The organism is Clostridium paraputrificum AGR2156, from assembly GCF_000424025.1.
Lineage (GTDB): Bacteria > Bacillota > Clostridia > Clostridiales > Clostridiaceae > Clostridium > Clostridium paraputrificum.
In genome coordinates, this window is the sequence record NZ_KE384122.1 from 257,668 (window position 1) to 281,291 (window position 23,624).

The window sequence follows — 23,624 nt, forward strand, 5'->3', positions numbered from 1 at the left end:
ATTATTTTAATGTCATTTCTATTAAAATTCACTTAAGTGTTTCCAGTATCTTATAGGCATCATACGTTTTTGTAATTTTGGATTTTTACGTTCTTTTATTGTAGTAGATTCAAAATAGCACTTCCATAAATCTATGTATTCATCTTTGGTGCTTTTAAAAAGGTTATAATCATCTACTGTCATATGAGTAATTTCCCAAGCTCTTTTATTATATATTAAAGCTTTTTCACGATTTATGTCGTGAATTATAAAATACTCATTGGAAAATCTAGAACTAAAGTGGGCGGCAATTAGTTCTAAGATATCATTATCAGGTTCAATAGAAGAATATAAGAATTTATTTTCAATTAAAGAAAAACGTATAAATCCTTCAAATCTATGAGCTTCTAGATAAACTCTTCTTCTAATATCTTCTACTATTTTAACTATATCTAAATTAAGAAAAGCGTGAATATCTTTTCCAAGATTAAATGCAGCTTTTATATATTTTAATGCTATAATACCAGCATCTTTGTTATTACTAAGAAAGACTATATATAAGTTTTGTAAAGTTTTAGAATCAATTTTTGTTATTATTGCATTCATTACCTTTTTGGCTTTAATTTCATCAGTTTCTATATAAATAATTTCGTATAATAATAGAGAATTGTAACTTTCAGATTTAAAAATACCAATAGGAGGAACTTTGGAGTAAAAGCTATCATATATAGCTGTTAATAATCCTTCAAATGTACCATCATATAAAAATGTCTTCATAAATTATAACTCCCCGTTAAAAGATGATAATTTATCACTTAATATATTAGTATTTGTTGATGGAAGAATAATTCCAGATGATGTAGACTTATCATAATTATAGTCATCAAAAAAAGAAATTTGATTTGGTTCAGGTGAATTTTTCTTTATATTTTGAGATAATAATTTTCTCTTTATTTTATAATCATCAAAGACCACATCTCCATAGTATTTACCTGAACAGGTTATAAAGTATTTAGCTCTTTTTAAAACAATTCCTAATCTTTTTAAATCCTCATAAGTTAATCTGCAAACCCTTCTAGTTTTAATGATTCTTCTTGCAGATGTTACTCCAATTCCAGGGATTCTAAGTAAAGCTTCATAAGATGCTTTATTAATTTCTACAGGAAATTCATTAAAGTTATTTAATGCCCAATAGGTTTTAGGATCAAAATTTAAGTCAAAGTTATCATTCTCATTTTTTAATAATTCACTAGCTTTAAAACCATAAAATCGTAATAACCAATCAGCTTGGTAAAGTCTATGTTCTCTAACCATTGGAGGATGAGTGATTTGGGGTAAAAGTGGGTTATCTTTTACAACTGGTACGTAAGCAGAAAAATATACCCTCTTTAACTTGAATTTATCATATAAAGATTGAGTTAAATTTAGTATTTTATAATCACTTTCGGGAGTAGCACCTACTATAAGTTGAGTACTCTGTCCTCCAGGAACAAAAGTGGGAGTAGATTTAATACTATTCTTTAATTCTGTATGGCTAATGATAGAATTTTTAATTGTTTTCATTGGTAAAAGTATTTTTTCTTTACTTTTTTGAGGAGCTAGTAGTTTTAGGCTGTTACTTGATGGTAATTCTATATTGACACTCATTCTATCAACATATAAACCTGCCTCTTTAATTAAGTATTCATCAGCTCCAGGAATAGCCTTTAGATGTATATAACCATTAAAGTTTTTTTCTAATCTAATCTTTTTTACTGTTTTTAAAAGAAGTTCCATTGTATAATTTGGATTTCTTACTATAGCTGAACTAAGAAACAACCCTTCAATATAATTTCTTCTATAAAAGTTTATAGTTAAATCACACACTTCATCAGGTGTAAAACTAACTCTTTGAAAATCTTTGGAATATCCATTTATACAATATTTACAGTCATATATACAATCGTTAGAAAAAAGTATTTTTAATAAAGATATACAGCGACCGTCAGGTGTAAAACTATGGCATATTCCACTTTCAGATGCATTTCCAATACCGTTAATATTATTTTTTCTTTTTGATCCAGAAGAGGAGCATGAAACATCATATTTAGCAGCATTAGAGAGAATTTTTAATTTATCCATAAGGTCCATAAAATGTACCTCCTTAATAGAGAATGTATGTTCTTGTATTAACTTATATTATATACGAATATACGTTCTTTCTCAAGAAAAATAAAAAACAACTAATTTTTTTAGTTGCTTTTAAAATGATGTTTTTAGTATTGTAATTATTTCTTTAATATTATTAACATCTATAGGAAATTCAAATGTTGAAAAGGATAAATTAGGATTATTCAGAGTCAATGTTTTCATATAATTTCTTACATTTGTAGTATCTTTAATAGCATGAATTACATAAATATGATTGCTATTAAATAAAAATACTTTATCTAACTTATCAGAGTTCTTAATTAAATACTTTACTATATCTACTTGGGAATTGTTTCTAATTACGTTTAATGTAAAAGAAACCTTATTTGAAATAAGTAAATCTAGTGAAGAAATAAAGCTTTCAATATTTTCAATACTTTTAGGAATTAAATCTACATATTTATAGTTTTGAATTAAAAGTAAAGAAATAGACTGTTGAACATCTACTAAATTATTAATTAGCTCATAAGATTTATTTGGAGTTTTTGGCTTTATTAAGATAAAAGCAAGGGGGGGTGAATTATAACAAATAGGAACAATTATAAAGTTTGAATTTAATAAGTTAAACTTAGAAACAAAACTAAAGCTATTTTTTAGTCTATATCCTTTAATAATATTTGAGCGTTCTGATTCCATAATGTCCTTTAATTCATTTTGATTATTTTGATTATTTAGATTATTTAGATCTAGTTTTAGGTTATTTAAACTTATATTTTCTTCACATCTATAACAAATAGGAAATGTGTACCTATAATTTTCAAAAATAGGATAGATACTTATAAGGGAACATGGAATTAATTCTTTTAGTACATCTATATAACTATAAATTTTTTCTGAAAAATTATGATTTGGAGATAGAGATATCAGATAACTATCTTTAAGCTTACTTAAAAATCTATTGTTAGAAGTAATTTTATAATTCTTTATAAATAGATAACATATTGTAGTGTTTAACAGGAATATGGTTAGGATTGGTGGATAACCTAATATTGTATAAAGTACTAGCCCTAAATATGTAAAAACTGTAGAGTAAGCAAAGTTGATAAGTATAGATATAACACTATCAAGTAAGTGTGTATTTTCCTGTTCTGTTAAAGTTATAATATAAGTTACATATTTTAATAATAGATAAAATATATGTTGAAATGTATTGAATATTATTATTTGTGAAAATAGTAAAGGTGCATCATTAATGTATTGAGAAAATACTATAAAAGCACCATTTGCTAGAAATAGAGAGTTAATTATAATTAAAACTTCATTAAATTCAGGACTATTAAAGAAGTAAAAGGTTTCTTTGTAGTAAAAGTACAATATTCCTTTCTTTAGCATTTCGCTAGCTATTAATATAATTAGGGTTGTTTTTAAGTCATAAATAAAAACGGATGAAATAAGTATAAAATCATAAAAGAGAATAGGTGTATTTGTAACTTGCTTTTTCCAACACAGTAGAAGAGCAAGTAGTATTATTAATATTGTCAAAAAAAGTATATCGGTAAGGGAAAAGGTTTTATGTTGTTCTATAAAAAAAGCTGCTAAAAGTGAAATTGCACTAAATAGTATTAGTATATTTTTAAATATTTTATTAAGTTTATTTATTTTCATATGTATTCTCCTTGAACGAGGTCTATTATATAATTATATAAAAAAAGTGTTACATAATAAAGTGATGAGGAGAGGAATATGAATAGGCTAAAAGATAAGTTCTTCAGTTATATTACAGCTAAAGAAGGTTTTTATGTAGAATTTTATATCAGTCAGTATAGGAATAACCAAATGACTATTGCATTAAAAAGAGTTCCACAAGGTATTTATGCAATAATACTAACAGATGATAAGTATGAAAATATAGATTATAACGAAGCCCTATATTACCTTAAACAAAAGGGGGAGGGATTTAGTTTACATACTATAGTTTTTACAAGCGAGAGTATATATAATCCTTCATATTCTATTGATAATAAAGTTGTAGTAGATTATTCATCTGGTAAAATCTTGTATTGTGATCAAGGGTGTGAACCTATTGTAAGAATAATAAGAAATGTCACAGTTAATAATGAAAAGATAGTGAGTGAGTTTAAGAGATATTGTATAACATATACACTGATAATTGTTAATGTGGCTCTTTTTATTATATGTGCTTTAAAATCAAGAAATATTTTTGATATAGATTCCTACGTATTATTAGATATGGGAGCAAAGTATGGACCTTATATATATTTTGGTGATGAATGGTGGAGATTGATAAGTTGTAATTTCTTACATGGAGGAATATTGCATTTAGTATTTAATATGTATGCATTATACATTATAGGAAAACAGATAGAAGATTTATACGGTAAAAAAGCATATATTACAATTTATTTATTATCAGGATTGGGAGGTAGCATATTAAGCTATTACTTGTCTCCAACGTCTTTATCAGTTGGTGCTTCTGGAGCTATATTTGGTTTATTGAGTGCGCTTTTAGTATATGCTTATAATGAAAGAGGAAGAATACAAAAAGGAGCAATTTCAAATTTGCTCTTTGTCATAGGTATTAATCTTTTGTTTGGATTAAGTATGCCTAATATAGATAATTATGGACATATTGGAGGAATAGTTGTTGGAGGAATATCATCCTACTTCATTTATAACTTATTAAAGAAACAAGGAAAAGTTGTTTAAATTACCTTTATACATTATTATATAAATGTAATAGAAATATAGGAGAACAGATATGAAGAAGAGGTTAGGTTATCATTTATTATGTACATATATCTTTTATGTACTTTTAGCAGTTACTTTTGTATGGGATTATTTCTATAGAGATGGAGAAAAGTTATGGCGAATTGGGCTAATATATGTAACTATATTTGCCGCAAGAGTATTATTTTCAAAAACATTTTTGCGAAAATCTAAAGGGGCTTATGTTGTTACATTAGTATTTATATTCTTTGCAATGTATTTAGCTAATGTAATGAACTTTTATGCATTTGAGGCATATGATAAGATTTTACATTTTGCCTCTGGAATATTATTAGCATTCTATGGACTTATTTATTGTGTGTATCTATGTGGAGATCAGAGCAACAAATCTATTAACCCAATTATTTTAGTGGCATTTCCATTTTTATTTTCTGTTGCTTGTGCAGGCTTATGGGAATTATGGGAATTTGCAACTGATAGTATATTTGGATTAACAGCTCAGAACGGATCATTAAATGATACTATGTGGGATATTATTTGTGGAACTATTGGAGGAATTATTTCCTGCACATTTATTTATCTACATATTAAGATTAAGAATATAAAATTTATTCAAACTATAATAAATGAGATGAAGTAAAAGAAGCGCCGTTTGGTGCTTCTTTTTTTTCTTACCTTTAATATGAGTGGGGGGATATTTGTTTTAATGTGACTTGGAGCGTAGCGACGGTACAAGCAAAATAAATATATAAACCATCTTTTTTACACCCTAAGGAATATATTTTTTAAAAGAATATATATTCTTTTAAAATAAAAATAATATAAGTGATATAAATTTAATTATGAAAAAAATATGAGCTTAAAAGTTCATAGCAAAGATATTTTTCTGCAAGCTTATGAAGATATTCTTTAGCCTTACTATAGTTTCTTTCATTTTTTAATTTGAAAAAGTGATTTGTCTCTCGAGAATTTATATTTTCCTCGATTAATTTAAATCCTTCAACCAATGCTTTATTAGTTGAAGCGGAGGTTGGCTCTTTATAATAAAGATTATCTATATATAGATAAAAATCTTTTATATCACTGAATAAAATTAAGTCCTTAGCTTTTTTTAATATATCTTCTCCTTTTTCTATTAAGTAAAGTTTATAACGTTCAATCTCCATTAACCTATCAACTTCAGTTAAAGCATTTTGGGATTCCTTTATTAGATTTATAGTTTTGATAGCAGAGAAGTCTTTATCCTTAACCTCTAACATGATATCTAAATTATAATTTTTCGCAACTGAATAATATTTAAGAAAATCATCTGTAAAGATAGTGGGAGAGTGTGAACCCTTTTTCTTTTTTGTATCTTGTTGGCTATAGTGTACTTTCATATTACACTTCTCATTTGACCAAGTTGATTTTGCTAGTTCAAATAATTTATCTAGAGTATAGTTGTTATCTCCAAAGCATTCATTATGAAGATTATCAAAAACCATAGGAGCATTAATAGCTTTGCAAATGTTTAGCACATTAATAAATGAATAATTTTTTTCATCATTTTCAATAATTAATCTATTTTTTATTGATTTAGAAAGTAGAGTATAGTTATTCATAAATCTTTCTGTTGATTCAACCTTTGAGTCATATACTCCCCCTACATGAAGAATAATTTTATGTTCTGAATTTAGTCCCATAGAATCTAATAGAGAAGTATGGTAATTTAAATCATCAATTGCCTTATTTACTATTTCATCCTTAGGTGAATTAAGCACTGTATATTGACCAGGGTGCATAGAAACCCTCAAGTTGTTATTTTTAATAAATTCACCTATGGATTTTAATTCATTAGAGAAATACTTAGACCAATTGAAGGTATTTATACTATGACTTCCAAAGGGAATTATATCTGAACTAATTCTAAATAGTTTTATTCCAAGTTTATTATTAAATTCTAATATTTTATATAAATCCAATAAGTTATCAGATATAGTGGTCTTAAGAGTTTCTTCATTGTATGAGTTTAATGTAAATTTTCTAGTGGTTCTTAATGGCGTCGATAAAGGTGTACATGCATATCCTATTTTCAATTTATCACCTCTTCTTTATTATTAAGATTAGTGTTTCTTATTTGTTAAAAGAATATAAAGGGAAAGTAAGTTAGTACTAATAAATTGATATTTTGTTAAAGAAAATATTAAATAAGTATGAAATTCATTAAAAAATAGTCCTTTTAATAATTTTTTGTAGTAATCATAAAGAAAATAATGTATTATTAAGGTAAATTAAAATTTAAAAGGGGATGACAAAATGAACGGTAAGCAATATGTTGAATCTGTTCTAGAAAAGGTGGAAAGTCGTAACAAAGGAGAAAAAGAGTTTTTAGATGCAGTTACTGAAGTTTTAAATTCATTAGTGCCTGTATTTGATAAGCATCCTGAGTTCATAAAAGCGGGGCTATTAGAAAGAATGGTTGAACCAGAAAGACAAATTATGTTTAGGGTTCCATGGGTAGATGATGAAGGAAATGTTCAAGTCAATAGAGGTTTCAGAATTCAATTTAACAGCGCTATAGGACCTTATAAAGGTGGATTAAGATTTCACCCATCTGTTAATGCAAGCATTATTAAGTTTTTAGGTTTTGAACAAATATTTAAAAATTCATTAACTGGTCTTCCAATAGGTGGAGGAAAAGGTGGTTCAGACTTTGATCCAAAAGGAAAATCTGATAATGAAGTAATGAAATTCTGCCAAAGTTTTATGGCTGAATTATACAGACATATAGGATTAGACACTGATGTTCCTGCGGGAGATATTGGTGTTGGTGCTAGAGAAATAGGATATATGTATGGATATTATAAGAAGTTAAGAGGAGCTAATGACCAAGGTGTTTTAACTGGGAAAGGCTTGACATATGGTGGAAGTTTAACTAGAAAAGAAGCTACTGGATATGGATTAGTTTATTTTACAGAAGAAATGTTAAAAGACAATGGAACATCATTTGATGGTAAAACAGTAGTTATCTCAGGTTCTGGTAATGTTGCAATATATGCTACAGAAAAGGCTACTGAATTAGGAGCAAAGGTTGTAGCATTAAGTGATTCCAATGGTTATATTTATGATCCAAATGGAATAAATCTTAATGTTGTTAAAGATATTAAGGAAGTTAAAAGAGGAAGAATTAAGGAATATACAGATAGAGTTCCAGGTTCTACTTATACAGAAGGATGTAGAGGGATTTGGACTATTAAATGTGATATAGCATTACCTTGTGCAACTCAAGGAGAAATTAATGCTGAATCAGCTAAAATATTAGTTGATAACGGAACAATTGCTGTATCAGAAGGTGCTAATATGCCTTCGACATTAGAAGCTATAGAAGTATTCCAAAGCAATGGATTAATGTTTGGTCCAGCAAAAGCTGCTAATGCAGGTGGTGTTGCATGTTCTGCTCTTGAAATGTCACAAAATAGTATGAGATTATCTTGGACATTTGAAGAAGTAGATGAAAAACTTCAAGGTATAATGAAGAATATTTATAAGAATGCAAGTGCTGCAGCTAAGGAATATGGAAAAGATAAGAATATTCTTATGGGAGCTAATATTGCTGGCTTTATGAAGGTTGCTGATGCAATGATGGCTCAAGGAATTGTTTAATTAAATAAGTTTGTTTTCAAAAGGAAATCTAATAAAAAAGATTTCCTTTTTTTTTGCAATCTACCTATAAAAATTTTTATATAGTAATAAGAAATAGGGAAACTTAATAATGAAAGTTAAAAAACATGTATAGGAAAAAATATAAAAAATTAACATTAATTTAAAATTAAGATTTTTGCCCTTGATTTTTTGATATAATTGAACTAGTATTAATAAGAACGCATTAACGAGAAAAAAAGACAACAATAATATAATGGGAACTTCTCATTTAATATTAGGAGTGAAAGTAATGGAAAAAGTAATGTATACAGCAATAGCGGTGTTTCAAGTGTTCGCATTTGTAGTTTTATGCTATTACTTGATATTAGGGTTATTTGGAACCTATAGAAAAAAAGAAAAAAAGGATTATGCTCCTAAGCGTAAATTTGCTATGATTGTTGCTGCACACAATGAAGAGGTAGTAATTGGGAAATTAGTAAAAAGTATATTAGGACAAAATTATCCGAGGGAATTATTTGAAGTTTTTGTAATAGCTGATAATTGTGATGATAATACTTCAAAAGTTGCAAAAGAAGCCGGAGCAAAAGTGTTTGAAAGGTTTAATAAAGATCAAAGAGGAAAAGGATATGCATTAGAGTGGATGTTCGATAAAATTTATAAAATGGACGAAAAGTTTGATGCCATTTGTATATTTGATGCAGATAACTTAGTACATCCTGACTTTTTAAGAGAAATCAACTCTAAGATGAAGGAAGGTTATAAAGTTGTACAAGGCTATATAGATAGTAAAAATCCAGAAGATTCATGGATTGCAACTTCATATTCAATAGCATTCTGGTCACAAAATAGAATGTTCCAACTTGCAAGAAATAATGTTGGATTCTCTAATCAAATTGGTGGAACTGGATTTGCAATTGACTTTGATACTTTAAAGGAATTTGGATGGGGAGCTACATGTTTAACAGAAGACTTAGAGTTTACATGTAAGGTTGTCCTAAATGGTGGAAAAATAGGTTGGGCACATGATGCTAAAATTTATGATGAAAAGCCATTAGGATTAAAAGCTTCTTGGGTTCAAAGAAGAAGATGGATGCAAGGGTTTACAGATGTTGCATCAAGGTATTTCTTTAAACTTGTTAAAAAGTCTATTAAGGAAAGAAAATGGTATATATTTGATTGCGCATTATATGTTTTACAACCATTTGCAACTTTATTAATGGCTATATCAGCAATATTAACTTTAATTCAAGCAAATGCACCAGAAGGAGCTAATATATTCATTATGAGTGATCTTCTTGGAAGTGCAGGATATCAAGCTATAACATTAGTTCAGTTTGTTATAACACCATTAGTATTAATATTAGATAGAAAGATATCAAAAGGACTTTTTACTATGATTGCATTATTCTCTACTAATATTTTTATAATGCCTATTTTATTAAAAGGTGTTACTGATGGAGCGATTATTGCAGCAGCTAATTTTGGGTTCTATGCAATATTCTTAGTTGCCACATTTATATTTTGTGGGAAGAAAGGTTTAGTTTTCTTCTTTAGATTCTTACTATATGCTCTATATACTATTACTTGGGTGCCAATTACAATCCAAGGTATATTAAGAAAGAATAATAAGGAATGGAATCCAACTAAGCATGTAAGAAATGTTGAAATTTGTGATGTTTAGATAAGTAAATATTTAATAAATTTAAAGTGGAAGTTAAGAATATTAGCTTCCATTTTTTGTTTTTAAAAAATTGTACTGCAAGATAAGCTGTTAAAAAATTCTACAGATACATAGTGGTTGTGGTGATTTTATAATATCTTTAAAAAGATATGGATAAACTAAAAAATATTTATAATAAATAAATTTTGACATAGTAAATAAAAATAAGTATATTTTAATGTAGACAACTATAGAGATAGAAAATATATGTGGAGGGCAAAAGTTTATGAAGAATAATACTACTTATGATGTTACTGATTTGACTTCCTTAGAAAAATTGGAGCCTGTTAGAATAAGGCCAGGTATGTATATAGGTTCAATTGGAAGTAAGGGATTACATCATTGTGTGTGGGAAATATTAGATAATGCTATAGATGAAATTTCTAATGGGTATGGGAATAAAGCTCAAGTTATTTTAAATAAGGATAAGAGTGTTACTATAAAAGATAATGGAAGAGGTATACCAACAGGAATTCACCCAATTAAGAAAAAGAGTGGGGTAGAGATGGTATTTACAGAGCTTCATACAGGAGGAAAATTTAATAATAAGAATTATAAAACTTCTGGAGGGCTTCATGGAGTTGGAGCAGCGGTAGTTAATGCCCTTTCAAAATGGGTTGAAGTTGAAGTTTATCAAGGCGGAAATATTTATCGTCAAAGGTTTGAATACGCATATGATAAAGAGCTAAAAAGAGATATGCCAGGTACCCCTGTTACAAAACTTGATATAGTAGGTAAAAGTAAGGAGACTGGGTCTAAAATTACATTTATGCCAGATGGAGAAATATTTTCTACAATAGATTTTAAGTTTGATGTGATTGATGAGAGATTACAAGAATTAGCCTTCCAAAATAAAGGTATTAGGCTTGAATTAATAGATAATAGAAGAGATGAAGAAGTTAAAAAAGAATATTATTCTGAAAGAGGACTTTTAGATTTTATAGATTATTTAAATGAAAGTAAAACTAAGCTTCATGAAGCACCTATTTTATTTGAGGGTGAGAGAGAAGTTAGTGGACTTCAAATGTATGGAGAAGTATGTATTCAATTTACTGATTCAACTACAGATTATATTGCAAGTTATGTTAATAATATTCCGACAACGGAAGCTGGAACTCATGAAACTGGTTTTAAAACTGGTATGACTAGAGCTTTTAAGGAATGGGCAAGAAAGCTTGAACTAGTAAAAGGAAAAGATAAGGAATTTGAAGGTGATGACCTAAGAGAAGGTATGACTGCTATAGTTAGAATTAAAATAACTAATCCTGTTTTTGAAGGACAAACTAAAACAAAGCTAGGAAATAATGAAGCCTATACTATGATGAATGACTTAGCTTACACTAAGCTTGGTGAGTGGATAGAGGATAATAAAGAGCTTGCAACAATGATAATAAACAATGCTCTTGCGGCTGCTCAAAGAAGAGAAAAAATAAAAAAGATTAATGATGCAGAAAAGAAAAAGATTGGAAAAGGTACAGCACCTCTTGCAGGTAAGGTTGCAGTATGTACTTTGAAAAATAAAGATGTAAATGAATTTATAGTGGTTGAGGGAGATTCAGCTGGTGGTTCTGCAAAACAAGCTAGAGATAGAAGATTCCAAACAATAATGCCTTCAAAAGGTAAAATAATGAATACTGAAAAGCAAAAGCTTGAAAATGTATTAGCATCTGAAGAGCTTAAGATTTTTAATGCTGCTGTAGGTACAGGTACATTAGATAATTATAATGAAGATGATTTAAAATATAACAAAATAATTATTATGAGTGATGCCGACGTAGATGGTTATCATATTAGAACACTTTGGATGACCTATATTTATAGATATATGAGACCTTTAATTGCTAATGGACACTTATATTTAGCACAACCTCCTCTTTATAAGGTATATAAACATACTAAAAAAGGAGAGGTTCAAAAGTATGCTTATAGTGATGATGAATTAGAACAAGTTAAGAAGGAAATAGGTAAGGGGGCTCTTATTCAAAGATATAAGGGACTTGGAGAAATGAACCCAGATCAATTATGGGAAACTACCCTAAACCCAGAGTCAAGAACTTTACTTCAAGTAACTATAGAGGATGCAGCAAAGGCTGAAAGAATGATATCTCTACTTATGGGAGATGTAGTTGAACCAAGAAAAAAATATATGTACAAATACGCAGAGTTCTAGAAAGGGAGGGATAGTTTATGGCTAAAAAAGTTAATAATAATATTCCAAAAGATAATAATATAATTCCAGTACTTCTTGAAGAAGCTATGCCAGACAACTATCTACCTTATGCGGTAGAGGTTGCAAAAGAAAGAGCTCTTCCTGATGTAAGAGATGGTTTGAAGCCAGTTCATAGAAGAATACTATATGGTGCATATTTACTTAAAGCTTTTCCAGATAGACCATACTATAAGTCAGCAAGAATAGTTGGGGATATTTTAGGTAAATTTCACCCACATGGAGATAGTTCTGTATATGATGCATTAACAATATTGGCACAAGATTTCTCTACAAGAGAACCTTTAATAGACGGTCATGGAAATTGGGGATCTATTGATGGTGATAGTGCGGCAGCTATGAGATATACTGAAGCAAGATTAACTCCTATTGCAATGGATATGCTAAAAGATATTGATAAAGATACAGTGGATATGGTACCTAACTATTCAGATAGTGAATTAGAGCCAAGAGTTTTACCAAGTAGATATCCTAATCTTTTGGTCAATGGTTCCTTTGGTATAGCTGTAGGTTTAGCTACTAATATACCTCCACATAACCTTGGGGAAGTAACTGATGGTGTTCTTGCATACATAGATAATCCGGAAATTACTACAAAAGAGTTAATGAATTATATTAAGGGGCCAGATTTACCTACAGGTGGAGTTTTAATTGGAAAAAATTCAATGATTTCTGCTTATGAAACAGGTGAAGGTAAAGTAACATGTAGAGCTAAAACTTCTATAGAAAAATTAGAGAACGGAAGATTAGGGATAGTAATAACAGAATTTCCTTATAGAAGAAATAAGGCGAAATTGTTACAAACTATATCTGAAATGACTGGTGATAAGAGACATCAAAAGGCATTAGAAGCAATAACAGATATAAGAGATGAATCTGATAGAAGTGGTATTAGAGCTGTTATTGAATTAAAGAAAGCTGCTGATGAAGCTACTGCAGACAAGATTTTAAAATACTTATTTAAAAAGACTGACCTACAATGTAATATAAGCTTTAATATGGTTGCTTTAGCAGATAGTAAGCCAGAAACTATGGGACTTAAAACTATTTTAGGTCATTATATAAATCACCAAAAAGAAATAGTTACAAGAAGAACAAGGAAAGAGTTAGAAATAGCAGAAAAGAGATTTCATATAGTTGAAGGGTTTATAAAGGCAATAAATATCTTAGATGAAGTTATTGCAACTATTAGAGAATCTAAGTCTAAGAAGGATGCAGGGGAAAACTTAATTAGTAAGTTTGGTTTTACAGAAGCGCAAGCAACTGCGATCTTAGAGTTAATGCTATATAGATTAACAGGGTTAGAAATAAATGTATTCCAAAAGGAATATAAAGAATTAGAAAGACAAATAAAGAAGTTTAAGAAGATTTTAGCAGAAGAAAAAGAACTTCTAAAAGTAGTGAAATTGGAACTTAAAGAAATAACTGATAAATACAGAAATCCTAGAAGAACTCAAATAGTTGAAGATGATAGTGAAGCAAAGATTGATCTTGAAGAATTAATAGTTGTAGAAGATGTTATGCTTACTATTTCAAAGGATGGATTTATAAAGAGAATTCCATATAAAAATTACATCAGAGCAAATGCAGAACCTTCTGAGATTGAATATAGGGAAGGTGATGAACTAAGATTTTTAGTTAAATCTAATACTACTGATAATATTCTTATATTTACAGATAGAGGAATAATGTATCAAATTAAAGGAATAAATATTCCTGAAGGAAAGTGGAAAGAGAAGGGTGAAAAGCTTGATACATTAATTAAAGCTCTTAACCTTGATGAGGAAAAGATAATTGGAGTTAATTCAGTTAATATAATGTCATCAGATAGATTTGTACAGTTTGTAACAAATAGTGGGTGCATTAAGAGAAGTTCTTTAGATAAATTCCAAACTAATTACTCAAAAGTTCAAGCTGTTAAGCTTAGAGAGGGAGAAAGGGTAGTTAGAACGGATATTTTAGAAGGAGAAAATAAATTTTTAAAAATTTCAACTAAGTTAGGTTTAGAGTTTACTCTAGAAATACCACAATTAGAAGACCTACCTAGAAATATATTAGGAACACAATTATTCAACTTATCTTCTAAAGATGAGGTTATAAATGCTGAATATGTAGAAAGTATGGAGTTTGTTGAATATACTTTAGGGGTTACAGCTAAGGGAACATTAAAAACTTTTGCGAGAGCCAATAAAAATGATTTATTAAAAGTAACTACAGATTCCTCATCTGAATTATTAATGTTTACTAACAAAGGTAACGTTATAAAAATAGCATCATTTATGCTTCAAGAAGCAATTGAAAATAGGGAAATTTCTATTGAAGATTTAGTTTATGGACTAGGTAAAAAAGAAAGAGTAATTGCAATATACTCTATAAAATATTATAGCGAAGAATATGCAGTATATACAATTTCTAATAAGGGATTAGTTAAAAAGACACTTCTTAGTGAGTTTGCAGGAGACTACTTAATACAACAAGCATACAAATTTAAAAATGAAGATGACGAAGTAGTTAGCATAGATATATCTAATGAAAAAATAGGTCATATTGTATTATTTACTAAAAAGGGTATGGCTATAAGGTTCCCTGTATCTAACGTTAATGCAATGGGTAAAATAGCATCAGGTGTTACAGGAATAAGCTTAAAGGATGAAGACGAAGTTGTTTATGGTAAATGCTTTGTAAATATAGAACAGGACCTAAATGGAGAAATTGCTATTTCATCATTATCAGAATATAGGTTCCAGTTAGTTACAAGGAATAAGGAGACAGCAGAAATTAAATTATCTGATGTTAAGCTCCAAAATAGAGCAGGTAGAGGATCAGGTGTTATGCTAGTTTCTCTTGATGATGAAATAAAGAACGTAAATATAATTTAAAATATGGTTTTTAGGAGGGATTCTTATGAAAAAGGTAGCTGTAATGCTAGATGATGGCTTTGAGGAAATTGAAGCTTTAACAGTTGTAGATATTATAAGAAGGGCTAATATTACTTGTGATATGTTTAGTGTATCTAGTATGGAAGTAAAAGGTGCTCATGATATAGTTGTTAAGGCAGATAAACTAATAAGTGAAGAAGTTAAGGAATATGATGTAATAGTGCTTCCGGGAGGAATGCCTGGTGCTACTAATCTAAGAGATAATGAAGAGGTAATTGATTTAGTAAAATGGTTTAATGATAATAAAAAAATAGTAGCTGCAATTTGTGCAGCTCCTATTGTTCTTGGAAAAGCAGGAATTATTGAAGGAAAGAAGGTAACTTCCTATCCAGGATTTGAAGATGAACTAGTAAAAGGAAGTTATTTAGAAGAGCATGTAGTTGTTGATGGTAATATTATTACAAGTAGAGGTCCGGCAACTGCTATGCTATTTGCTTATAAAATTTTAGAGTTATTACAATGTGATAAATGGGAAAACTTAAGTGAAGGGATGTTATTTAACTCCTTAATGAAATAGAGAAGAAATGGGGGAGAAGCTTTGAAAGAAAAGTGGATGGTAATTAATAAAAAAGAAGATTTTATAAAACTTACTAATGAATATGAAATTAATCCACTAATAGCAAGATTATTGGCCAATAGAGGAATTGTAAATAAAAAAGAAGCTTCTCTTTTTCTAAAAGGTACAGTTAATGATTTAAATGATGCATCCTTGATGAAGGATATGAAAAAAGCAGTATCTATAATTAAGGGCTCTATAGAAGAAAAGAAAAAGATAGTTATTTATGGTGATTATGATTGTGATGGAGTATGTAGTACAACTATTCTCTATAGAACCTTAAAGAAACTAGGAGCAAACTTTGATTATTATATACCTAACAGAGAAGATGAAGGTTATGGTATGAATAGTGATAGAATTAGAAAGCTTAAATCAGAAGGGGCGGAAGTAATTCTAACTTGTGATAATGGAATATCTGCTATGGAGCAGGTTGAAGTGGCTAAGGAGCTAGGTCTCACTGTAATTATCACAGACCATCATGATATACCTTATATTGAAAAAGAGGGTAACAGAATAAATGTTGTACCTAATAGTGATTGTGTTATAAATCCTAAACAAGGAAACTGTGAGTATCCATTTAAAGAACTTTGTGGAGCAGGAGTTGCATTGAAATTTTCTATGGAATTAGTTAATGCAATGGGACGAAGTTTTTCGGAATTTTATGATTTGTTCCAATATGCAGCTATTGCAACCATTTGTGATGTTGTAGAGCTTTTAGGTGAAAATAGAATAATTGTTAAAGAGGGATTGAAACTAATCAATAACACCTCTAGTATAGGGCTTAAAGCATTAATAAAAGCAACTGGTCTAGAAGGAAAAGAAATAGGTGAGTACCACTTTGGATTTGTACTTGGACCATGTATAAACGCTACAGGAAGATTAGAGACAGCAGATTTATCAGTAGAGTTATTAATAACTGAAGATGAGAAATATGCAGAAGAACTAGCTAAAAAGCTTTATGATTTAAATGTAGAAAGACAAGAATTAACTTTTGATAGTGTTGAAAGTGTTATTTCTAAGGTTGAGGAAGAAATAGCAAATGGAGAAAAGGTTATACTTGTATATGATGAGGGAATACATGAGAGTATAGCTGGTATAGTAGCAGGTAGAGTTAGGGAAAGATTTAATTTGCCAGCAATAGTTATGACAAAAGGAAAAGATATGCCAAAGGGGTCTGCTCGTAGTATTGAAGGATATAATATGTTTGAAGAATTGAATAAGTGTAAAGAATATATAGAGAAGTTTGGAGGACATCCTATGGCAGCAGGTCTATCTGTAAAAGAGGAAAATATATCTCTTTTAAGGAAGGCTCTTAATTCTAAATGTACTCTTTCAGATGAAGATATTATTCCAGTTATAAAAATAGACTCTCCATTAGAAATTAAATATTTGGATGAAAGCCTAGTAGAGGAAATTGAAAGTTTAAGACCTTTTGGAAAAGGCAATGGAAGTCCCTTATTTGCTGTGAAAAATATTAAGGTTTCAAGAGTGTTTTTCATAGGAAAAGAGAAGAACTTTATGAAGTTTAGATTTGTTATTCCAGGAACATTTGGATATGTTGAAGGACTAAACTTTGATAAATATGAAGATTTTAAAAATATGTTTACGGATAAGTACGGTGAAGAAAAGTTTTTAAAATTAGTAGATAGTGGATATGCAGATTTTAATATGGATATAATTTATTATCCAACTATTAATGAGTTTAATGGAAAAAGAAATATACAACTTAATGTTAAGAACTTTAGGTTATAATTTTAAGAGGATAGCTTGAAGCTATCCTCAATTTTTAAGGAGTAGAGAGAATTAAAGACCTTTTTCATATTGTTCTACCATTCTCTTAACCATTTCTCCACCAACGCTACCACATTGTTTAGAAGTAAGATTTCCGTTGTAGTCAGAGAAAGGTACGTTCATTGTACTAGCAACTTCGTTTTTGAATTTAGCTAATCCTTGTTTTGATTCTGGAACCAATGATTGATTTGGCATTTAAATTCACCTCCCTGTATCCTAGTAATCATAGCTTGTGTAATTTTTTTATGATTATTATATATAATTAGAGGTAAAGGTGGAAAAGCCATACAAGTTGTTTATAAAAATAAAAGTTTAGGAGTTGATTTTTTGAGTAAGTATAAAATTATAATGACAGGTGGAGGTACAGCAGGACATGTAACTCCAAACTTAGCGCTAGTACCAAGCTTAGAAGAAGCTGGCTTTGAAATTAAGTATATAGGAAGTAAGGATGGAATAGAAAAAGAGATAATAGAATCAAAAGGAATTCCTTACTATGGAATATCATCAGGTAAGTTAAGAAGATATTTTGATATTAAAAATTTTACGGATCCATTTAAAGTTTTCAAGGGGGTAATTGAGGCTAAAAAAATATTAACAAAGGAAAAGCCTAATATAGTCTTTTCTAAAGGTGGTTTTGTTGCAGTACCTGTAGTTATTGCTGCTAGTATAAAGAAAATACCAGTTGTTGCTCATGAATCAGATATAACTCCAGGACTTGCGAATAAGTTATCAGCGCCATTTTGCGATAAGTTATGTGTTACCTTTAGAGAAAGCTTAAGTTTTGTAAAAGATAATAAGGGAGTTTTAACTGGAAGTCCTATAAGAAGCGAAATATTAAATGGAAGTAAGTTACAAGGAAAGCAAATATGTGGATTTAAAGATGAAAAAGAAATTTTATTTATTATGGGTGGTAGTCTTGGATCAAAGGTCATAAATGATGTGATTAGAGAAAACTTAGATGAAATTTTAACAAACTTTAATGTTATTCACATATGTGGAAAAGGCAATTTAGACAGTAAATTACAAAATTATACTGGATATAAACAATTTGAATTTGTAAGTGAGGAGCTACCTCATTTAATGAAGGCAGCAGATTATATTGTTTCTAGAGCTGGAGCAAACTCTATTTTTGAGTTTTTAGCATTAAAAAAACCAACATTACTAATACCGTTGTCTAGAAAAGCTAGTAGAGGAGATCAGATTTTAAATGCAAATTCTTTTAAGAAAGAGGGGTATTCTTTAGTTCTTGAGGAAGAAGAGATAACTAAAGAAAGCTTTTTGTCATATTTAGAGGAATTAAGGACTAGAAAGAAGGAGTTAATTGGTAAAATGAATGCTAAACAAGGAGAGGTTGGAACTTCTGCTGTGATTAAGACAATTATGGAAGTTATGAGGAAGTAGTGTAATTTGCAGAATATTTATAATATTACTTAAATGTTTTTAATTTACAATTCCCTTGCAAAATTGATATTCTGATATATAATTATATACGTAGGTTTGTTTTACTAGGAGGTACAAAAGTTATTTTTTTAACAATGTCGTTATTAATATATTTAATGGACATTATTAATTTAAATGAATAATTCAGTGTATTTTTATGTTAAAATACACTCTACGGTTTAAACAAACATGTTTCTTAATTAATTTTTATATAAAGAAAGAGGGGTCTACGCGATGAGAAAAATGAAAACTATGGATGGTAATACTGCAGCTGCTCATATATCTTATGCATTTACTGAAGTTGCAGCTATCTATCCTATCACACCATCATCACCAATGGCTGAACACGTTGATGAATGGGTAGCACAAGGAAGAAAGAACATATTCGGTCAACCTGTACAAGTTATGGAAATGCAATCAGAAGCAGGTGCTGCTGGTGCAGTTCATGGATCATTACAAGCAGGTGCATTAACAAGTACTTATACTGCATCTCAAGGTTTACTATTAATGATTCCAAACATGTACAAGATTGCTGGTGAAATGCTTCCAGGAGTATTCCATGTTTCAGCAAGAGCACTAGCTACTTCAGCTCTTAATATCTTTGGTGACCACCAAGACGTTATGGCTGCAAGACAAACAGGTTTTGCTATGCTTGCAGAAGGATCAGTACAAGAAGTTATGGATTTATCAGCAGTTGCTCATTTAACTGCAATTAAATCAAGAATACCTTTTGTTAACTTCTTCGATGGTTTCAGAACTTCTCACGAAATTCAAAAGATCGAAGTTCTTGAATATGATGAATTAGCAAACTTAGTTGATTGGGATTCAGTTGAAGCTTTCAGAGCTAGAGCTTTAAATCCTAACCATCCTGTAACTAGAGGTACTGCACAAAATGCTGATATCTACTTCCAAGAAAGAGAAGCAGTTAATAAGTTCTATCAAGCAGTTCCTGATATAGTTGAAGGATACATGGCTGAAATAACTAAGTTAACAGGAAGAGAATATCACTGCTTCGATTACTATGGAGCACCAGATGCAGATAGAATAATCATTGCTATGGGTTCTGTAACAGATGTATGTGAAGAAACTGTTGATTACTTAAATGCTAATGGACAAAAAGTTGGTGTTGTTAAGGTAAGATTATACAGACCATTCTCAATTGAAAAATTAATGAAGGCTATACCAGCATCTGCTAAGAAGATTGCTGTATTAGATAGAACAAAGGAACCAGGATCAGCTGGTGAACCATTATACTTAGACGTTAAGAATGCATTCTATGGTAAGGAAAATGCTCCAGTTATCGTAGGTGGTAGATTTGGTCTAGGTTCTAAGGATCCAAATCCAGGTCACATTGCTGCAGTTTATGAAAACTTAGCAAAGGAAGATTCAAAGGATGGATTTACAATAGGAATCGTTGATGACGTAACAAATACTTCATTAGAAGTTCATCAAGATATAGATGCTACTCCAGAAGGAACTACAGCATGTAAGTTCTGGGGATTAGGATCAGACGGTACTGTTGGTGCTAATAAGAGTGCTATCAAAATCATCGGTGACCATACAGACATGTATGCTCAAGGTTACTTCTTCTATGACTCTAAGAAGTCAGGTGGTATAACAGTATCTCACTTAAGATTTGGTAAGAAGGCAATCAAGTCTCCATACTTAATAAACAAGGCAGACTTCGTTTCATGTTCTAACCAATCATACGTTCATAAGTACAATGTACTTGATGGATTAAAGCCAGGTTCAACTTTCTTACTAAACACTATCTGGACTCCAGAAGAATTAGAAGAAAAGTTACCAGGTTCATATAAGAGATTCTTAGCTAACAACAACATTAAGTTCTACACTATCAATGCTGTTGGAATCGCTCAAGAAATAGGTCTTGGTGGAAGAATCAACATGATAATGCAATCAGCTTTCTTCAAGTTAGCTAACATTATCCCAGTTGAAGATGCTGTTAAGTACCTTAAGGATGCAGTTGTAACTTCTTATGGTAAGAAGGGACAAAAGGTTGTTGATATGAACAACGCAGCTATCGATAAGGGTGTTGAATCAATCGTTAAGATAGATATTCCAGAATCATGGAAGGATGCTAAGGACGAAGAAGTTGAAAACAACCACAAGATGACTGAATTCGTTAAGAATATAGTTATTCCAATGAACAGACAAGAAGGAGATTCTCTTCCAGTATCTACATTCATGGGAATGGAAGATGGTACTTTTGAAGCTGGTACTGCAGCTTACGAAAAGAGAGGAATTGCAGTTAACGTACCTGAATGGGTTCCAGAAAAGTGTATCCAATGTAACCAATGTGCTTACGTTTGTCCACACGCTGCAATTAGACCATTCTTATTAAATGATGCTGAAAAGGCAGCTGCTCCAGAATCAATGAAGTTAGTTCCTGCTAAGGCATTAAAGACAGAAGAACCATTAAGCTTCTCAATTGGAGTAACTCCATTAGACTGTACTGGATGTGGAAACTGTGCTCAAGTTTGTCCAGCTCCAGGAAAAGCTTTAATAATGAAGCCACAAGAATCTCAACATGATCAAATGGAAGCTTGGGATTATGCAGTTGAAGAAGTTTCAGCTAAGAAGAACCCAATGAATAAGAATACAGTTAAGGGAAGCCAATTCGAACAACCATTACTTGAGTTCTCAGGTGCTTGTGCAGGTTGTGGAGAAACTCCATATGCTAAGCTTATAACTCAATTATTTGGTGACAGAATGATGATTGCTAACGCAACTGGATGTTCATCAATCTGGGGTGGTTCAGCTCCTTCAACTCCATATACAATTAACCATAAAGGACATGGTCCAGCTTGGGCTAACTCATTATTCGAAGACAATGCTGAATTCGGATTAGGTATGTTCTTAGGTGTTAAGGCTATAAGAGAAAGAATAGCTAATAACTTAAAGGCATTATTAGAAGAAGGTGTAAATGACGACGTTAAGGTTGTTGTTGAAGACTGGTTAGCTAATATGAACAATGGTGAAGGAACTAGAGATAGAGCTGAAAAGTTAGAAGCAACTTTAGCTACAGTTAATTCAGAATTAGCTAAGAAAGTATTAGATGAAAAAGACTACTTCGTTAAGAGATCTCAATGGATATTCGGAGGAGACGGTTGGGCTTACGATATCGGATACGGTGGGGTTGACCATGTATTAGCATCTGGTGAAGATGTAAATATATTCGTATTTGATACAGAAGTTTACTCTAATACAGGTGGACAATCTTCTAAGTCTACTCCAACAGCTGCTATAGCTAAGTTCGCAGCATCTGGTAAGAAGACTAAGAAGAAAGACCTTGGAATGATGGCTATGAGCTATGGTTATGTATATGTTGCTCAAGTAAATATGGGTGCAGATAAGAACCAAACTCTTAAGGCTATTGCTGAAGCAGAAGCTTATCAAGGACCATCATTAATCATTGGTTATGCTCCATGTATTAACCACGGTATTAAGATTGGTATGGGTAACAGCCAACAAGAAGCTAAGAGAGCTACTGATTGTGGATACTGGGCTATGTACAGATACAACCCACAATTAAAGGGAACTAAGAATCCATTTGCTTTAGATTCTAAGGAACCAAAGGCAGACTTCAAGGAATTCTTAATGGGTGAAGTAAGATATGCTTCATTAGCTAAGGCGTTCCCAGAAGCAGCAGATGCTTTATTCGAAAAGACTTACAATGATGCTATGGAAAGATTAGCAGGATATAAGAAATTAGCTGAACAAGAATAATTTCTTTAAATATGAAAAGCTGTATCATTAATTGATACAGCTTTTTTGCGTATATATTTCCATAAAAGTTATAGTATACTGAAAGTTGCTTCTCAGTAAGTTCGTATTTGTGATTTTTGTTGAATAATAATTAGTTAATTTACTAATGTTATTAATTACATAAAATAAAATTCTAATTATTTTAAAATATAGCTTTTAATTTATAAGAAATAAGGGTAAAATTAAAACAACTACTTATTTAAAAGGAGGATTTGAAAATGAGTGATGAATTAAATAAATGTGGATGCGGACATGACCACGATCATGAAGGATGTGGATGTGGACACGATCATGATGAACATGGTTGTGGATGTGAAGAGCATGAAAGCTTTGTAATTGATTTAGAAGATGATAACGGAAACGTAATATCTTGTCCTATTATAGATGCTTTTGAGTTTGAAGAAAAGGAATATGTTTTAGCTCAAAGTCCAGAAGATGACTCAGTATACTTATTCAGAGCTGATGGTGAAGAGTTAGTAGTACCTGAAGAAGAAGAATTTGATAGAGTTGCTACTTATTATAATGACGAATTAGTAGAAAAGTAGAAAGAGAGTGGTAAATCCACTCTTTTTTTACGTCTAGACCAGTTATTAAATAAGAACTAGTTAAGCAATAGAAAAGTAAATGGAAAATTATAATAAATGATTTACAAGGTAGTTCATTAAT

The 23,624-nt window shown here is 30.3% G+C and carries 16 protein-coding genes; 11 read left to right on the forward strand and 5 right to left on the reverse strand.

The window, feature by feature from the left end:
• Positions 1–21: 21 nt before the first annotated feature.
• The 3 genes from G594_RS0116010 to G594_RS0116020 form a co-directional block, all read right to left on the reverse strand.
• Entirely contained in the window at positions 22–756 is a 735-nt protein-coding gene (locus G594_RS0116010) for a TIGR03915 family putative DNA repair protein (RefSeq protein WP_027099461.1), read from the reverse strand.
• A gap of 3 nt (positions 757–759) precedes the next feature.
• Complete coding sequence (locus G594_RS0116015; RefSeq protein ID WP_027099462.1) at positions 760–2,109, reverse strand: putative DNA modification/repair radical SAM protein; 1,350 nt, start codon at positions 2,107–2,109, stop codon at positions 760–762.
• Between the two features lie 111 nt (positions 2,110–2,220).
• Entirely contained in the window at positions 2,221–3,774 is a 1,554-nt protein-coding gene (locus tag G594_RS0116020; protein ID WP_027099463.1) for a hypothetical protein, read from the reverse strand.
• Positions 3,775–3,852: 78 nt separating this feature from the next.
• Here G594_RS0116020 and G594_RS0116025 point away from each other — a divergent pair, with 78 nt between their 5' ends.
• Complete coding sequence (locus tag G594_RS0116025) at positions 3,853–4,836, forward strand: rhomboid family intramembrane serine protease (RefSeq protein WP_027099464.1); 984 nt, start codon at positions 3,853–3,855, stop codon at positions 4,834–4,836.
• Between the two features lie 52 nt (positions 4,837–4,888).
• Positions 4,889–5,497: a DUF2238 domain-containing protein gene (locus G594_RS0116030; RefSeq protein WP_027099465.1), complete on the forward strand. Its 609-nt coding sequence runs from the start codon at positions 4,889–4,891 to the stop codon at positions 5,495–5,497.
• A 196-nt stretch (positions 5,498–5,693) separates the two neighbouring features.
• On the opposite strand, the gene uvsE is transcribed toward G594_RS0116030, so the two are convergent.
• Positions 5,694–6,932 (reverse strand): UV DNA damage repair endonuclease UvsE, encoded by a 1,239-nt coding sequence (gene uvsE, locus G594_RS0116035; RefSeq protein WP_027099466.1) that lies wholly within the window; start codon positions 6,930–6,932, stop codon positions 5,694–5,696.
• 220 nt (positions 6,933–7,152) lie between these two features.
• Here uvsE and gdhA point away from each other — a divergent pair, with 220 nt between their 5' ends.
• The 6 genes from gdhA to recJ all read left to right on the forward strand — a co-directional run bounded on the left by gdhA (position 7,153) and on the right by recJ (position 17,693).
• Positions 7,153–8,499, forward strand: a complete 1,347-nt coding sequence (gdhA, locus tag G594_RS0116040) for an NADP-specific glutamate dehydrogenase (protein ID WP_027099467.1) — start codon at positions 7,153–7,155, stop codon at positions 8,497–8,499.
• A gap of 289 nt (positions 8,500–8,788) precedes the next feature.
• Entirely contained in the window at positions 8,789–10,180 is a 1,392-nt protein-coding gene (locus G594_RS0116045) for a glycosyltransferase family 2 protein (RefSeq protein WP_027099468.1), read from the forward strand.
• A gap of 265 nt (positions 10,181–10,445) precedes the next feature.
• Positions 10,446–12,389 carry a DNA gyrase/topoisomerase IV subunit B gene (locus tag G594_RS0116050; protein ID WP_027099469.1) on the forward strand — a complete coding sequence of 648 codons (1,944 nt, stop codon included), beginning with the start codon at positions 10,446–10,448 and terminating at the stop codon, positions 12,387–12,389.
• Between the two features lie 17 nt (positions 12,390–12,406).
• On the forward strand, positions 12,407–15,325 hold the full coding sequence (locus G594_RS0116055) for a DNA topoisomerase IV subunit A (protein ID WP_027099470.1): 2,919 nt from the start codon (positions 12,407–12,409) through the stop codon (positions 15,323–15,325).
• Positions 15,326–15,350: 25 nt separating this feature from the next.
• The gene (locus tag G594_RS0116060; RefSeq protein WP_027099471.1) at positions 15,351–15,902 is read left to right on the forward strand and encodes a DJ-1 family glyoxalase III; all 552 of its coding nucleotides are present in this window, start codon (positions 15,351–15,353) and stop codon (positions 15,900–15,902) included.
• Between the two features lie 21 nt (positions 15,903–15,923).
• Positions 15,924–17,693, forward strand: coding sequence for a single-stranded-DNA-specific exonuclease RecJ (gene recJ / locus G594_RS0116065; RefSeq protein WP_027099472.1), 1,770 nt, complete (start codon positions 15,924–15,926; stop codon positions 17,691–17,693).
• A 51-nt stretch (positions 17,694–17,744) separates the two neighbouring features.
• Here recJ and G594_RS0116070 read toward each other — a convergent pair whose 3' ends face one another.
• On the reverse strand, positions 17,745–17,927 hold the full coding sequence (locus G594_RS0116070) for an alpha/beta-type small acid-soluble spore protein (RefSeq protein WP_027099473.1): 183 nt from the start codon (positions 17,925–17,927) through the stop codon (positions 17,745–17,747).
• A gap of 132 nt (positions 17,928–18,059) precedes the next feature.
• On the opposite strand from G594_RS0116070, the gene G594_RS0116075 reads away from it, so the two are divergent.
• The 3 genes from G594_RS0116075 to G594_RS0116085 all read left to right on the forward strand — a co-directional run bounded on the left by G594_RS0116075 (position 18,060) and on the right by G594_RS0116085 (position 23,503).
• Positions 18,060–19,133, forward strand: a complete 1,074-nt coding sequence (locus G594_RS0116075; RefSeq protein ID WP_027099474.1) for an undecaprenyldiphospho-muramoylpentapeptide beta-N-acetylglucosaminyltransferase — start codon at positions 18,060–18,062, stop codon at positions 19,131–19,133.
• A 273-nt stretch (positions 19,134–19,406) separates the two neighbouring features.
• Complete coding sequence (nifJ, locus tag G594_RS0116080) at positions 19,407–22,919, forward strand: pyruvate:ferredoxin (flavodoxin) oxidoreductase (protein ID WP_027099475.1); 3,513 nt, start codon at positions 19,407–19,409, stop codon at positions 22,917–22,919.
• 257 nt (positions 22,920–23,176) lie between these two features.
• A complete protein-coding gene (locus G594_RS0116085; RefSeq protein ID WP_027099476.1) occupies positions 23,177–23,503 on the forward strand; it encodes a DUF1292 domain-containing protein in 327 nt (108 codons plus the stop codon).
• Positions 23,504–23,624: the final 121 nt, after the last annotated feature.

Bases quoted from the DNA above. Each gene is read 5' to 3' on its own strand.
- G594_RS0116060 (WP_027099471.1), top strand. From the start codon at position 15,351: ATGAAAAAGGTAGCTGTAATGCTAGATGATGGCTTTGAGGAAATTGAA.
- G594_RS0116070 (WP_027099473.1), bottom strand. From the start codon at position 17,927: ATGCCAAATCAATCATTGGTTCCAGAATCAAAACAAGGATTAGCTAAA.
- G594_RS0116025 (WP_027099464.1), top strand. From the start codon at position 3,853: ATGAATAGGCTAAAAGATAAGTTCTTCAGTTATATTACAGCTAAAGAA.
- gdhA (WP_027099467.1), top strand. From the start codon at position 7,153: ATGAACGGTAAGCAATATGTTGAATCTGTTCTAGAAAAGGTGGAAAGT.
- G594_RS0116055 (WP_027099470.1), top strand. From the start codon at position 12,407: ATGGCTAAAAAAGTTAATAATAATATTCCAAAAGATAATAATATAATT.
- G594_RS0116030 (WP_027099465.1), top strand. From the start codon at position 4,889: ATGAAGAAGAGGTTAGGTTATCATTTATTATGTACATATATCTTTTAT.
- nifJ (WP_027099475.1), top strand. From the start codon at position 19,407: ATGAGAAAAATGAAAACTATGGATGGTAATACTGCAGCTGCTCATATA.
- G594_RS0116045 (WP_027099468.1), top strand. From the start codon at position 8,789: ATGGAAAAAGTAATGTATACAGCAATAGCGGTGTTTCAAGTGTTCGCA.
- G594_RS0116020 (WP_027099463.1), bottom strand. From the start codon at position 3,774: ATGAAAATAAATAAACTTAATAAAATATTTAAAAATATACTAATACTA.
- G594_RS0116085 (WP_027099476.1), top strand. From the start codon at position 23,177: ATGAGTGATGAATTAAATAAATGTGGATGCGGACATGACCACGATCAT.
- G594_RS0116015 (WP_027099462.1), bottom strand. From the start codon at position 2,109: ATGGACCTTATGGATAAATTAAAAATTCTCTCTAATGCTGCTAAATAT.
- G594_RS0116050 (WP_027099469.1), top strand. From the start codon at position 10,446: ATGAAGAATAATACTACTTATGATGTTACTGATTTGACTTCCTTAGAA.
- G594_RS0116010 (WP_027099461.1), bottom strand. From the start codon at position 756: ATGAAGACATTTTTATATGATGGTACATTTGAAGGATTATTAACAGCT.